This is a genomic window from Azospirillum sp. B506 (genome assembly GCF_000333595.1).
Taxonomy (GTDB): Bacteria; Pseudomonadota; Alphaproteobacteria; order Azospirillales; family Azospirillaceae; genus Azospirillum.
Map to the genome: position 1 here is coordinate 15,472 of NZ_BADK01001063.1, position 14,006 is coordinate 29,477.

The window sequence follows — 14,006 nt, forward strand, 5'->3', positions numbered from 1 at the left end:
ATTGGCCTCACCGCGCGTGACGGATGCGGGGGTTGAGGACGCCGTAAAGCACGTCCACCAGCAGGTTGACCAGGATCACCGAGGTGGCGATCAGCAGCACGCCGCCCTGCAGGGCCGGATAGTCGCGGCGGTTGATCGATTCGATCAGCCATTTGCCGACGCCCGGCCAGGAGAAGATGGTCTCGGTCAGGATGGCGCCTCCCAGAAGCGTGCCGACCTGCAGGCCGATGACGGTCACCACCGGGATCAGCGCGTTGCGCAGCGCATGCATGCCGATGACGCGGCCGCTGGCCAGTCCCTTGGCGCGGGCGGTGCGGATGTAATCCTCGCCCAGCACCTCCAGCATGGCCGAGCGCGTCATGCGCGCCACCACAGCCAGCGGCACGGTGCCGAGCACGATGGTCGGCAGCACCAGATGCCCGAGCGCCGACCGGAACGCCTCGTAATCGCCGGCCATCAGCGTGTCGATCAGCATGAAGCCGGTCGCCGGCTCCACGTAATAGACCAGATCCAGGCGGCCCGACACCGGGGTCCAGCCCAGCCCGACCGAGAAGAACAGGATCAGCAGCAGGCCCCACCAGAAGATCGGCATGGAATAGCCGGTCAGGCTGGCGCCCATCACGCCATGGTCGAACAGCGACCCGCGCTTCACCGCCGCCAGGATGCCGGCCGGCAGACCCACCAGCGTCGCGAACAGCATGGCGCACAGCGCCAGTTCGAGCGTTGCCGGGAACAGCGTCAGGAATTCGCTCAGCACCGAGTTGTGGGTGATCAGCGACAGACCGAAATCACCGTGCAGCACGTTGCCGACATAATCGAGGAACTGCTGCCACAGCGCCCGGTCCAGGCCCATCTCGTGGCGCAGCTCGGCCAGCCGTTCAGGCGCGATGCCTCTCTCGCCGGTGCGCACCTCGATGGGGTCGCCGGGAACCAGCCGGATCAGGATGAAGGTCAGAAAGGTGATGCCGAGAAAAGTCGGAATCACCAAGCTTACCCGCGTCAGGATGAAGCGAAGCATCGACGGGTACTCATATTTTAAAACTGCGGCGAAAAATGGAAGGGAGCGCTGGCCCGGCAGGAAAACCGCGCGGGCAGACGCCCCGTTCCATCAGGGGCACCCGCCCCAATTCAGGCCCGCCCCCGCTTACGCGGAGGCGGCAATGTCAGTCTTTATACTGGAATGGACGGCCCGGCATGCAGGCCTCCATCCCAGGCAGTCCACCGCGCATCCCCCTTGTTGCGGAGGGGCGCGTTCCCCGTCACTTCAGATCGACGCCCTCGAAGCGATGGACACCGAACGGGTCCATCTTGAAGCCGGCGACATTCTTGGCGAGGCCGACATACACCACCGAGTGGGCGATGGTGTACCACGGGGCCTCTTCCTTGAAGATGACCTGGGCCTGTTCGTACAGCTTGGTGCGCGCGGCGATGTCGGTGGTGCGCTTGGCCTGGACGACGAGATCGTCGAACTCCTTGTTGCACCACTTCGACAGGTTGTTGCCGCCCGGACGCGCCGCCTCGCAGCCCAGCAGGGTGTAGAGGAAGTTGTCCGGATCGCCGTTGTCGCCGGTCCAGCCGAGCATGCCCATCTGGTGCTCGCCCTGTTGCATGCGCTTGCGGTACTCACCCCACTCGTACTGCACGATCTTCGCCTTGATGCCGACCTTGGCGAGGTCGGCCTGCATCATCTCGGCGATGCGCTTGGCGTTGGGGTTGTACGGGCGCTGCACCGGCATCGCCCACAGGTCGGTCTCGAAACCGTTCGGGTAGCCGGCGTCGGCCAGCAGCTTCTTGGCCCGCTCGACGTCGTAGGGATAATCCTCGATCGCATCGTTGTACGACCACATGGTCGGCGGGATCGGGTTCTTGGCCGGGACGCCGGCGGCCTGATAGACCGCGGAGACCATCGACTTCTTGTCCATCGCCATGCTGACGGCGCGGCGGACGCGGACGTCGTCGAACGGCTTCTTGGTCACGTTGAAGGAGACGTAACCGACGTTCAGCCCTTCCTGCTCCTGGACGACGATCGAGCCGTCCTTCTTCATCGCCTCGATGTCGGCCGGATTCGGATAGGGCATGATCTGGCATTCGTTGGCCTTCAGCTTGGCCAGACGAACCGCCGCATCGGGCGTGATCGCGAAGACGAGGTTGTCGAGCGGCTGCTTGCCGCCCCAATACTGCTCGAACGCCTTGTACCGGATGACGGCGTCCTTCTGGTAGGCGACGAACTGGAACGGACCGGTGCCGACCGGAACCTGATCCAGCTTTTCCGGCGTGCCCTTCTTCAGCAGCATGGCGGCATATTCGGCCGACATGATCGGAGCGAAGGGCATGGCGAGGTTGGCCAGGAACGGCGCCTCGACCTGGTTGAGCGTGAACCTGACCGTCAGATCGTCAACCTTCTCGATCGACTTCAACAGCTTGGGCATCGCCATGTCGTTGAAGTAGTCGTAGGCGCCGCCCGAGATCTTGTGGAAGGGATGATCCGGCTTCCACTGGCGCTCGAACGAGAAGATCACGTCGTCGGCGTTGGCGTCGCGCGTCGGCTTGAAATCGCCGACGCTGTGCCACTTGGCGCCCGCACGCAGCTTGAAGGTGTAGACCAACCCGTCGTCGGAGATCGTCCAGGATTCGGCCAGGCCGGGAACGACCTTGGTGCCACCATACTCGAACTGGACGAGGTTGTTGTAGACCGGGAGCGCAACGTCGAAGCTGGTGCCGGTCGTATTCAACATGGGGTTGAAGTTTTCGGGGCTACCCTCAGAGCAATAAACAAGGGTCTTCGCCGCCTGGGCCGGCGCCGACAGCGCCAGCGCCGCGGCCATACAAAGCCCGGCACCCAGCAGGATGCGCTTCATTCGTCTTGCCTCCCGATTCCGGTTGGAGCGTACGTAAATTCGCCAAAACGGCTTTGAAATTGCGCCGTCATTTGGCGCGTGCCGAAGGCGCCTGTCAACGCCAACATGCATACGTGGCTATACCGTGGCGCAGGGCACAATTTGTGGTCCCAGCGCGACCGTAAGATTAAGATTTCGCCCCCGAAAACGAAACAGTTGCAAAGCCAACCATCCGGTTGACCGAATCGGCAGCTTCCTTCCCTTGCGACTCAGGTTATCCGGGTGGGCAGCTTCGCGAGCGCACGCCGCCGGAAGGTGCCGGGCGGCTGCCATGCACACCGGCCGTAAAAGCGTGCGCGAACGCCATGTTAGGCTGGGTTGTCCCCGTCATGGAACCCTTTTTTGGATAACGATCCGGCAATGTCCCTTCCACTCCTGCCGGCCGTTCTGCGAACCGGCCCGCTGGCCGCCTACGGCCTCTACATCGTCGGCTCGGCGCTGCTGGCCGCCAACCCGGTGGTCGGGCGGGCGGTGGCGCATGTGGTGCCGCCGATCGGGCTGGCCTTCTGGCGCTGGTTGATTGCCTTTCTGATCGTGCTGCCCTTCGCGCTGCCGGGCCTGCTGGCCCACCGCAGCCAGCTGAAGGCGCAGTGGCGGCGCTACCTGCTGCTTGGCGTGCTGGGCCAGGGGATTTCCGGCGCCATCGTCTATTACGGGTTGGAGCGGACCAGCGCCACCAACGCCAGCCTGATCTACGCCACCAGCCCGGCCATGATCCTGGCGCTGGCCGCCGTCTGGCTGGGCGACGCGATCCGGCCGCGGCAGGTTCTGGGGATCCTGCTGGCGATGGCCGGCGTTCTGGCGATCCTGACCCGCGGCGACCTGGAGGCGCTTCGGCACCTCTCCTTCAATAGCGGCGACCTGCTGGTGCTGGCCGGGGCGGTGTCCTGGTCGGTCTACACCATCCTGCTGCGGCAATCGGGCACACCCCTGCCGGTGCTCACCGCCTTCGCCGCCAATGCCTTTGCCGGCGTGCTGGTGCTGGCCCCCTTCTATGCGTGGGAGACGGTGGCGGTGCGGCCGGTCCCCTTCTCGGCCTCGACCATCCTGTCGATCGCCGCAGTGGCCCTGTTCGCCTCGGTCCTGGCTCTGCTGGCCTATCAGAAGACCATCGTGATGATGGGAGCGGCCCGCGCCTCCACCGCCCTGTACGTGTCGCCACTGTGGGCGGCGCTCGCCTCCTGGGTGCTGTTGGCCGAACCGCTCCAGGGCTTCCATCTGACCGGGGTGGCTCTCGTGCTGCCGGGCGTGATGCTGGCCACCCTGCAGACCCGTAAGCCGGCGGCTGCCGCGGCGGCGACCGAAGCCGCTTGATCGGCAGCGCCCGCCCGACCATCCTGGCCGGACGCCCGCCTCCTGCCTTCTTCCGGTCATGCCCGATACCGCCCCCACCCCGCTTCTTCCCACCCCGCTTCTTCTCTGTGCCGACGATTACGGGTTGGCGCCCGGCGTCAATGCCGCCATCCGCGACCTGATCGCCGCGGGAAGGCTGACCGCGACCTCGGTGATGAGCCTCTGCCCCCATTGGCGCAGCGGGGCCGCCGCCTTGCGCGAGCTGAAGGACAAGGCCGATGTCGGACTGCATTTCACCCTGACCGACCAGCCGCCGCTGGGGCCGATGCCGATCCTGGCACCGGATGGGCGGCTGCCGCCGCTGGGCCGGCTGATGGGCCTGGCCTATCGCGGGAAACTGGCGGGGCCGGCGGCCCGTGCCGAAATCCGTGACGAACTGTCGCGCCAGATCGCCGCCTTCACCGACGCCTGGGGCGGTCCGCCCGATTACATCGATGGCCACCAGCACATCCACCAGTTGCCGGGCGTCCGCGATGCCGTGGTGGAGGCGCTGGCCGACCTGCCCGGCGCCTATGTCCGCCTGTGCGGGGAGCTGGTGGCGGCGGTTCTGCGCCGCGGTGTCGCAGTGCCAAAGACCCTGCTGATCGGCGCACTCGGGGGCGGGCTGCGCGGCGGGTTGAGGCAGATGGTGCGGATGCGCGGCATTCCGTCCAACGACCGCTTCGCCGGTGTCTACGACTTCGCCTCCGGGCAGCCCTTTGCCGAGCTGATGCCACGCTTCCTGGACGGGATCGGCGGCCGGACGCTGGTGATGGTCCACCCCGGCCTGCCCGACGAAGAGCTGCGCCGCGTCGATACGCTGGTCGAGCCCCGGCGTGCCGAGTACGACTATCTGCGCGGACCGGACTTCGCCGCCCTTCTGGAGGCGCGCAACATCCGCCTGACCCGCTTCTCGGGCTTCGCGCGGTAGCCGCTCTATTCCGCCTCGTCCGGTTGCCATGCGCGGCGGCGCAGCTTGAAGCGCTGGACCTTGCCGGTCTCCGTCCGCGGCAGCGCATCGAGGAACTCCACCGCGCGCGGGTACTTGTACGGCGCGATGTGCTCCTTGACGAAGCTCTGCAGTTCCTCGGCCAGACGCTCGTCAGGACGGACGTCGTCGCGCAGCACGATGAAGGCCTTGGGGATGGTGCCGCGCACCGGGTCGGGGGCGGCGATCACCGCGCATTCCTGCACCGCCGCGTGGCTCAGCAGGATGTTCTCGACCTCCAGGCCGGAAATTTTGTAGCCGGCCGAGACGATCAGGTCGTCGGTGCGGGCGTGATACCAGAAGAAGCCGTCCTCATCGACGTGAAAGGCGTCGCCGGTCAGGTTCCAGCCCTGCTGGACATAGCTTTCCTGGCGCGGATCGTCGAGATAGAGGCAGCCGGTCGCCCCGCGCACCGCCAGCCGGCCGACCTGGCCGGGAGGGAGCCGGCGGAACTGGTCGTCGACCACCATCGCCTCATAGCCCGGGACCGGCTTGCCGGTGGAACCCGGCCGGACATTGCCGGGCACGGCATGCAGGACGGCGTTCAGCAGCTCGGTCGTGCCCAGACTGTCGAGGATCTCCAGACCGGTGGCGTCGCGCCAACCCTCGAAGGTCTGCTGCGGCAGCGGCTCCCCGGCCGAGATGCAGAGCCGCAGGGAGGACACCCCGCGCGCCAGCGCCGGATCCGCCGTCATCCGGCCGATCATGCCGCGATAGACGGTGGGCACGGTGAACATCACCGTCGCCTTGTGACGGTTCACCGCATCCAGCAGCCGGTCGGCGGTCCCGCGCTCCAGCAGGATCACCGACGCGCCGATGCGCAGCGGGAACAGCAGCAGCCCGCCCAGCCCATAGGCGAAGGCCAGGGTCGGCGAACCGCAGAACACGTCGTCGGCCGTCGTGCCGAGAACCGAGCGCGGCGACAGGTCGGAAATCGCCAGCAGATGGCGGTGCAGATGCGCCGCCGCCTTCGGCGTGCCGGTGGTGCCGGAGGTGAAGGCGATCAGCGCCACATCGTCCTGCGCCGTGTCGGCCGCCTTGAAGCCGGCCGGCTTGGTGGCGATGCGGTGTTCCAGCTCGCCATCGCGGAAGCCGACGATGCGCAGCGACGGCAGGGCCGCCTCTTCCAGATCGTCCAGGTAATGGGTGTCGCACAGCGCCATGTCGATGGCGGCGCGCTTCAGCACGTCGGCCAGTTCCGGCGCGCGCAGCAGCGGCATGGTCGGCACCAGGACGCCGCCGGCCTTGATCACCGCCAGCCAGCAGGCGGCCAGCATCGGCGTGTTGGGGCCGCGCAGCAGGACGCGGTTGCCGGTGACCAACCCGTAATCCTCGGTCAGGACGCGGGCGATGCGGTCGACGGTGTCGCGCATCCGGCCATAGCTCCACACCTCGCCATCGCCGCCGATCAGGCAGGGACGTCCGTCCCAGCCGCGCTCGCGCCAGCCGTCGATCAGCAGGGAAACGGCGTTCAGCCGCTCAGGATAGCGGAGTTCGGGACGGTCGAGAATCAGATCGGGACGCTGCGACGGTGCCGGCAGCCGGTCGCGGGTGAAGCTGTCCAGATGGCCGGATGGCATCATGCGCTGCGCCGCCTCCCCCCGTTGCAGAGCGGGAAGAGCGGGGCCGGCGTGATCGGCGGGCGGACCCGGCCGCCACACACGCGGTTCAGACACGGCCATGCCGTCGGCCGGCGCGAATGCGCATCCCTTCATGGGCAATGCTCCATCTCCCCCCGCAGAGGACGCATGAACACGCCTCCGTCTTATCTTTTATGCTCCGACTATAGTGCCAGGGGGCGCAAGTGAGCCATGCAACGAACGAATGGTGGATGCACCATCAATCGCCATTCGCGCCGGGACAAGTGACTGAAATAGACTGTTTTTCGTTGGTAAGACGCACGATCTGGAACGAAAGTACGGATCGGCGTACCGATCTTCAGCCGTTCTGAAGATAAAGGTCGATCTCGCCCTGCTCCATCACATGGGCGGTGCCGTGGATGATCCCGTTGGCGACCTGGATGATGCGGTGGATCATCGCGACGGAGGTCTGGCAGTCCATCCGCAGCTTGTCAGGGTCGCCGCTGTCGATGTCGGTGCCGATCCGCTCCAGCGTATGGGCGATCACCTGATGGGCCTGGGCGATGGTGTCCTCGAAGGGGCGGAGGAATTTCGACGGCACATGTCCGTAGGCCTCGATCGCAAGCTCCTTGTCGGAGAAGCCGCTGTCGCGGAAATGTTCGGCATAGCTCTTGGGCTGCCAGATGCGGCATTCCTCCAGCATGTCCGGCATGTCCGGGATCATCTCGATCAGCATCACGATTTCGTTGAAGTGATTGAGATAGTCGGTCGCCAGCAGCGTCTTCTCGGAAATGTTCGTTCCGCGCACGCGCTCCCGCCACCGGGCGAAGTCGGCCAGTTCATCCGGCGGAATGCCGTCCATCAGGGACCGATCCAACTCTTGGTCTTCCATGCACAAACCCGGACCCGATGCGGCGTTCCCGTGATATCCCGGCCGGCACAGCTCCGCCGGCCTTCCGCACGGATGGTGCGTCTTCCAACGCTTGCCCCCAACCGTGTGGCCGATGTCCTTAACGTCGGATTAAGCCCGTTGCAAGTCCCGGCTTGTGAATATCCCCGATTGACGAAATCCAGGCGATGGCCCGGCCCTTATCGTGACAGATAAAAATGCGCCGTCGACAACCATTCGCATGATGGCGCGGCGTCCGCCAACGAAGGGATCGGCGGCTCAGGGAGGACTGACACCATGCCCGCTCCACCACGGGCCTGACCGTTTGGTTCCCATGTTGCCCGGTCGGCTTTCCGATCCGTGCGGCGAGGGAAAAGAAAAACGCGCCGGCCTGGGGGATGGCCGGCGCGTACGAGGATCGGGAACACTCGCCTCGCCCTCTCACAGCAAATGCCGGAGGGCAAAGCCAGAGTAGTATTGTAAGTCTTTCCGAACGGTTAAAGCCACCCCTCCGGCATCCCCTATGCGGTATTGGTCATAGGCCGCACGCCCGAGCCACCCGCTCCAGTCCAGCCCGTGTTTCATACTATGCATACTGAGTAATCCATTGAAGGTATCTCGAATAAATCTTTCGGGTTCACTCCCGTTAGGCCGCGGACTGCGCCATATGAATTTGACCGTTGCAGGTCGGGATGCGTCAGTCTGCTGATCGAAGCGGCATCGACGACGTCGCGGCCTTCGGCGGCAGCGCCGGCCCGGTTTCGCCGCCCGCGATGCTCCGGACATGCGGACCCGGGAGAGGCGGACCGGGAGAGATCGATTTGCACCGGCCGTATCCGGTTTCCGGGACGGCACATTGGGTGAATGCCAGGAACACGCGCCGCAGAAAGGCACGGGGAGAGAGATGGAGCAGTACACCGGTCACTTCATGCAGCACTTGCCCTACCTGCGCCGCTATGCCCGCGCGCTGACCGGGACGAACGGGCGGGGGGACGCCTTGGTGACCCGCACCCTCGAATGGTATCTGGAGGCGGAGGAGGCGGAAACCGGCCGGAGCGGCGACCTGTCGCGCGGCCTCTTCTATCGTCATTTGAACAAGCTGCAGGACGAGGACGGCTTGCCGCCCGCCGCGGCACCCTATCATCCGGTCGAATCCGCATTGATGACGCTGGAGGAGACCGACCGCCGCCTGTATCTGCTGGTGAATCTGGAGGATCTGCCGGTCGGCGATGCCGCCGCCGTCCTGGGGATCGCCCCGGAAGATGCGGTGGAACGGCTGACCCATGCCCGCGAGCGCGTCCGCGCCCGCCTGACCGCCACCATCCTGATCGTCGAGGATGACGCCATCATCGCCTACGATCTGGCGGAGACGGTGCGCGGCATGGGCCACATCGTCTGCGGCAACGCGGCGACGATGGACGAGGCGCTGGCGCTGGCCGCCGAACACCGGCCGACGCTGGCCCTGATGGACATCCGGCTGGCCGACGGCGACAACGGGCTGGAGGTGGCGCGCGAACTGCGCGCCCGCCGGTTCCTGCCCGTGATCTTCGTCACCGCCTTCCCCGACGATCTGGCCAAGCACGGGCTGGAGCATCTGGGTCCGGTGATCCCGAAGCCCTTCACCCGCGACCAGATCGAACAGGCGATCACCCGCGCGGTGTTCATGCCCCAGCCGGAAGACGCCCGCGAGACGGCGCAGCCCCACTGAGGGGGCCGCGCCGCTTCATCCCGCCTTCACCCGGCAGGGGTTAGCGGAAGACCACCGTCTTGTTGCCGTTCAGCAGCACGCGATGCTCCACATGGTAACGGACGGCACGCGCCAGAACGATGTTCTCGATGTCACGCCCGATGGCCACCAGGTCGTCGGGCGTCATCGTATGATCGACGCGCTCGGCCTCCTGCTCGATGATCGGGCCTTCGTCGAGGTTGGAGGTGACATAGTGCGCGGTGGCGCCGATCAGCTTCACGCCGCGGGCATGGGCCTGGTGATAGGGCTTGGCGCCCTTGAAGCTGGGCAGGAAGCTGTGGTGGATGTTGATGACCCGGCCGGCCATCCGCTCGCACAGCGCGCCCGACAACACCTGCATGTAGCGGGCGAGCACCACCAGGTCGACTTTCTCCTCCTCCACGATCTCCAGCAGGCGGGCTTCCTGATGCGCCTTGTTGTCGGACCCGACCGGCAGATGGTGGAACGGGATGTTGTGCCACGCCGCCAGCTGATAGAAATCGCGGTGGTTGGAGACGATGGCCGGGATTTCGATCGGCAGGTAGCCGGTGCGGTAGCGGTACAGCAGGTCGTTCAGGCAGTGGCCGAACTTCGACACCATGATCAGCACCCGCGGACGGCGGCGGGCGTCATGGATCTTCCAGGTCATGCCGAAACGGTCCGCCACCTGGGCGGAGAATTCGGCCTCCAGCTGCGCCTTCGCCGGCCCGGCCGGATTGCCGTTGAAGCTGACGCGCATGAAGAACAGGCCGGAGATGCGGTCTCCGAACTGAGCGCTGTCGATGATGTTGCAGCTCCGCTCCGCCAGGAAGCCTGACACCGCGAAGACGATGCCGACGGTGTCGGGGCAGGAAACGGTGAGGATATAGTCGGAGCCGGTCTCAGACATCGCGCGTCCACCATGACGTACAGCAAGAAAAGGGGGAGGCTTCCGTAGCACGAACGCCGCGATGTTGCACCCGCTTCATGAGTGTTTCCGCACATGCCTGCATCGATTGGCCTGCACCGATCCGGTGGCGGCGGACCGATCGCGGTCAAGCGGGATCGCCCCCGACCCCGGCCGGCCCACGCCACTCTGGCGTCGATAGTCAGGCGGTGCGACAATTGCCCGTCCCGGCCGCAACGGCCGGCGAAGGGAGGCGCGATCACCCATGGCAACCGGCGGCAAGATCATCGGCGAATACACCAAGGGCAAGGTCGACAAGCTGATGACGGCGGATGCCGCCGACAGCAGCCGCAGCCAGCGCATCCGCCATTTCCTGGAAAACATGGATGCCGCGATCCTGGAGGCCAACTGCGAGGTCATCGGCCGCGAGCTGCCGACTCTGAACCGCGACACCTTCCTGCGCATGGCGGTGCGGGTGGCGGAACTGCGCGCCGATTATATCCATGCCGGGCTGAAGATGTCCGAATCCCGGCACCCCGATCCCGCCGCCGTCAGCGAGCTCGCCCGCCTGCGCGCGGCCTACGAAGAGATGCTGGCCGTCTATGAGGCCGCCGAACGGGTGATCGAGCGCGGTTACGCCAAGCTGGGGTGAGGCCCGCGGATGTTTTCAGCGGCGCCTGAATGGCCCAGACCCGGGTCCGCAAACAAAAATCCCCTTCCCCGCGATCCTGCGGAGAAGGGGGCGCGACCGGTCGGTCACAAAATTCAGCGGCACCTAGCCAGTGCGATACCCGGCAGCCAAGGCGGGGCCGGGTTCATACGTCGTTGAAATGTTCCAATTCACGACGCAGGCTGGTCGCCTCCTGCCGCAGGCCGACGATCCGGCGGACGTCAGGACTCGGCTGCTGCTCTTCGCGTTCGAGCTTGTCCTCGATATCGCGCTGCTCTTGCCGGATGATGTTGAACAGGGCCTTCCTCAACATCGACACCTCCCGAGCTGATCGCTAAAATTTTAGCGCTTTTCCAGTCTGCCTTCAAGCAACCAATGAGGTCTGTCGAATCCTCGGAGGGTCAAGTCTGCCCGCTTCGCCGAACGTCCACAAATATTCAGAAACGGTAATCTCCCCGGCCTTGACAATACTTTTGCGCCGCCGCATTGGTTAATGAATCAGGCTAGATGAACGGAGGGCGCGGTCTGGCGCCACCGGCCTCCCTCCTTTGCAGTACGGTAATTTTCGCCATGGATCGACGACAGCTGCTTGGGCTTGGGCTGAGCAAACTTTGGTTAACCGCCTTCGGCGCGGCGGGTCTGGCGCTGGTCCGGCCGGCCGTTTCGGAAGGGGCGCAGGCGGCTGAACGACGGCCGGACCGCAAGCCGGCCGGCGGCGGCACAACGTCGCGGCCCCGGCTGGTGATGCTCGATCCCGGCCATGGCGGCAACGATCCAGGCGCCATCGGCACCCGCGGCACCTTCGAGAAGGAGGTGACGCTGGACATCGCCCGCGACGTCGCGCGCATCCTGGCCGATCGCCATGGCGTGGCCGTGAAGCTGACCCGCCACGACGACCGGTTCCTGGCGCTGGACGAGCGGGTGGCGCTGACGCGCGAGGCAGGGGCCGACCTGTTCGTATCGATCCATGCCGACAGCGCCCCCAATGCCGACGCCCGCGGCCTGTCCGCCTACATCCTGTCGGAAAAGGCGTCGGATTCCTTCGCCTCGCGCCTCGCCCAACAGGAAAATCAGGCCGACCGCTTCGGCAAGCCGGGGTCGGTCGGCGGCGGCCGGATCGTCAAGGACATCCTGATGGACCTGACGGCACGCCACACCCGCCATGCCTCGCTGGCCGCCCGCCAGATCCTGGTGGAAGGGGCGGGGAAGGAGCTGCGCCTGCTCGACAACCCGATGCGGGCGGCCAATTTCGCGGTGCTGAAGGCGCCGGACGTGCCGTCGGTGCTGGTGGAAACCGGATTCCTCTCCAATCCCAGGGACGAGGAAATCCTGCGCGACGCGACCGCCCGCCGCGTGGTGTCGCGCGTTCTGGCCCGCGAGATCGCCGGCGTGCTGTCCAGCCCAGCTTTCGCCTGATTTTGCCCCAAGACTGGCGAAGGCATCGCGGCGACATTGGCGTCGCGGATATCCCTTCGCACTCGCAGCGACTGCAACATCCGTGCATCACCTCGGGACAAAGTGACGATGACTGGTGAAAGCCTCGAATTTCCCCATTGCAAAGACCGTTCCGCCGTGACTTTTTCCGGCCGCGCGCCGCATCCGCCCGGCGTTCGGCATGCAGGCGAAGGGAGCCACTCTGTGACGGGTTCGGGCCGCCTTTGGAGACTGTTCGCACTCGCCTGCACCGCCGGTGTCTCGCTGGCCGGCTGCGGACCGCTGGTGCTGGGCGCCGCGGGCGGGACCGCGGTGGTCGCGTCGCAGGAGCGCGGCTTCGGCGGCTTCGTCAGCGACACCGAAATCCGCGCCCGCATCAATTCGCTGTGGCTGCAGCATTCGGTCGACTTGACCAACCGCATCGGCCTGACCGTCGACCAGGGCCGCGTGCTGCTGACCGGCCGCGCCGCCGACGCGCAGATGCGGCTCGACGCCGTCCGCCTCGCCTGGCAGGCGCAGGGAGTCAAGGAAGTCATCAACGAAATCCAGATCGACAACGGGTCCAGCATCGTGGACACCGCGCGCGACACCTGGATTTCGACCCAGATCCGCAGCCACATCACCTTCGATGCGGATATTCATAGTCAGAACTACAGCATCGATACCGTCGATGGGGTTGTCTATCTGATGGGTGTCGCCAGTTCACAGGAGGAGCTGGACCGCGCGATCCAGCATGCCCGTTCGGTTCCCAACGTCCAGCGCGTCGTCAGCTACGTCCGTCTGCTCTCAAACCTCCAGGGTTGATCCCCGACCGCCATGGCCTCCGCCCTATCCCGTGTCCTCGCCGTTCTCCGCACCGCCGCAATCGCCGCCGCCCTGAGTCTGCCGGCGGCGTTTGTGGCCGGTCCCGTTCCGGCGCAGGAGGCGGCAGCTGATTCGGGCATGCAGGCGGTGGCACAGGATCAGGACGGCGGCGGCGCAGACAACCCGGCCGCCGGCACACCGGGTCCGGCCAACAAGCTGTTCGTCCAGGCGCTGCAACTGATCCGGCAGGCCGACAACACCTATGACGTCGCCGAGGAGGGCCGCCTGCTGAAGGAGGCGGACAAGCTGTTCAACGACATCGTGACGAAATATCCCGACAGCCCGCTGGCGGTGCAGCTCGTCACCAACCAGTTCGTCGGCGATTTCGATTTCTACGAATTCCGCTCGCGCATCCGGGCGCTGGTCTGCAACGACGCGCTGAACAGCCTGTGCTTCCTCCACCGCATCGGCGAGATGCTGCCACCGGTGGAGACGCCGATCAACGCCGCGCGCTGGGACTGGCTGTCGCTGGCCGTCGCCTACCAGCAGCTGGGCGACGTCGGCCGTGCCAAGGAGATCATGGCCCCCTTCGTCAGCGCGGTGCGCCGCGGCGGCGTCGCCGACAGCTCCGGCCAGGATCTGTTCGTGGCGCGCGCCCTGTCGCTGATGGGGCAGACGCCGCTGGCGCTCGACATCACCCGGCAGATCAACGACTGCTCGACCCGCATCTACAACCTCGCCGACATCGCCAAGGCGGCGGCCTGGCGCGGCGACAGCGGCCTGACCAACGCGCTGGCCGA

At 66.0% G+C, this 14,006-nt stretch carries 12 protein-coding genes and 1 pseudogene; 7 read left to right on the forward strand and 6 right to left on the reverse strand.

Annotated features, from left to right (window positions below; genetic code table 11):
- Window positions 1-7 precede the first annotated feature (7 nt).
- Window positions 8-1,018, reverse strand: a complete 1,011-nt coding sequence (locus I71_RS32775; protein ID WP_042704178.1) for an ABC transporter permease subunit — start codon at window positions 1,016-1,018, stop codon at window positions 8-10.
- 241 nt (window positions 1,019-1,259) lie between these two features.
- A complete protein-coding gene (locus I71_RS32780; RefSeq protein ID WP_042704180.1) occupies window positions 1,260-2,858 on the reverse strand; it encodes an ABC transporter substrate-binding protein in 1,599 nt (532 codons plus the stop codon).
- Between the two features lie 399 nt (window positions 2,859-3,257).
- On the opposite strand from I71_RS32780, the gene I71_RS32785 reads away from it, so the two are divergent.
- Both I71_RS32785 and I71_RS32790 read left to right on the forward strand, forming a co-directional pair.
- Entirely contained in the window at window positions 3,258-4,211 is a 954-nt protein-coding gene (locus I71_RS32785) for a DMT family transporter (protein ID WP_042704182.1), read from the forward strand.
- A 58-nt stretch (window positions 4,212-4,269) separates the two neighbouring features.
- Complete coding sequence (locus I71_RS32790) at window positions 4,270-5,160, forward strand: ChbG/HpnK family deacetylase (RefSeq protein WP_042704185.1); 891 nt, start codon at window positions 4,270-4,272, stop codon at window positions 5,158-5,160.
- A 5-nt stretch (window positions 5,161-5,165) separates the two neighbouring features.
- Here I71_RS32790 and I71_RS32795 read toward each other — a convergent pair whose 3' ends face one another.
- Both I71_RS32795 and I71_RS32800 read right to left on the reverse strand, forming a co-directional pair.
- The gene (locus I71_RS32795) at window positions 5,166-6,932 is read right to left on the reverse strand and encodes an AMP-binding protein (protein ID WP_244434199.1); all 1,767 of its coding nucleotides are present in this window, start codon (window positions 6,930-6,932) and stop codon (window positions 5,166-5,168) included.
- 223 nt (window positions 6,933-7,155) lie between these two features.
- Window positions 7,156-7,659, reverse strand: coding sequence for a hypothetical protein (locus I71_RS32800; RefSeq protein WP_042704187.1), 504 nt, complete (start codon window positions 7,657-7,659; stop codon window positions 7,156-7,158).
- Window positions 7,660-8,590: 931 nt separating this feature from the next.
- Between I71_RS32800 and I71_RS32805 the strand changes: the two genes are divergently transcribed.
- Window positions 8,591-9,394 carry a response regulator gene (locus I71_RS32805; protein WP_042704190.1) on the forward strand — a complete coding sequence of 268 codons (804 nt, stop codon included), beginning with the start codon at window positions 8,591-8,593 and terminating at the stop codon, window positions 9,392-9,394.
- A gap of 40 nt (window positions 9,395-9,434) precedes the next feature.
- On the opposite strand, the gene purU is transcribed toward I71_RS32805, so the two are convergent.
- Window positions 9,435-10,301 carry a formyltetrahydrofolate deformylase gene (gene purU, locus I71_RS32810; RefSeq protein ID WP_042704191.1) on the reverse strand — a complete coding sequence of 289 codons (867 nt, stop codon included), beginning with the start codon at window positions 10,299-10,301 and terminating at the stop codon, window positions 9,435-9,437.
- Between the two features lie 262 nt (window positions 10,302-10,563).
- Between purU and I71_RS32815 the strand changes: the two genes are divergently transcribed.
- Window positions 10,564-10,950 (forward strand): hypothetical protein, encoded by a 387-nt coding sequence (locus tag I71_RS32815; protein WP_049976456.1) that lies wholly within the window; start codon window positions 10,564-10,566, stop codon window positions 10,948-10,950.
- A gap of 163 nt (window positions 10,951-11,113) precedes the next feature.
- Here the strand turns inward: I71_RS32815 and I71_RS39050 are convergent, their stop codons facing one another.
- On the reverse strand, window positions 11,114-11,281 hold the full coding sequence (locus I71_RS39050; RefSeq protein ID WP_199902320.1) for a hypothetical protein: 168 nt from the start codon (window positions 11,279-11,281) through the stop codon (window positions 11,114-11,116).
- A 257-nt stretch (window positions 11,282-11,538) separates the two neighbouring features.
- Here I71_RS39050 and I71_RS32820 point away from each other — a divergent pair, with 257 nt between their 5' ends.
- The 3 genes and pseudogenes from I71_RS32820 to I71_RS32830 form a co-directional block, all read left to right on the forward strand.
- The gene (locus I71_RS32820; RefSeq protein ID WP_042704196.1) at window positions 11,539-12,384 is read left to right on the forward strand and encodes an N-acetylmuramoyl-L-alanine amidase; all 846 of its coding nucleotides are present in this window, start codon (window positions 11,539-11,541) and stop codon (window positions 12,382-12,384) included.
- A gap of 222 nt (window positions 12,385-12,606) precedes the next feature.
- A complete protein-coding gene (locus I71_RS32825) occupies window positions 12,607-13,206 on the forward strand; it encodes a BON domain-containing protein (protein ID WP_042704197.1) in 600 nt (199 codons plus the stop codon).
- A 12-nt stretch (window positions 13,207-13,218) separates the two neighbouring features.
- A pseudogene (locus I71_RS32830) lies at window positions 13,219-14,006 on the forward strand (hypothetical protein); the annotation flags it as partial.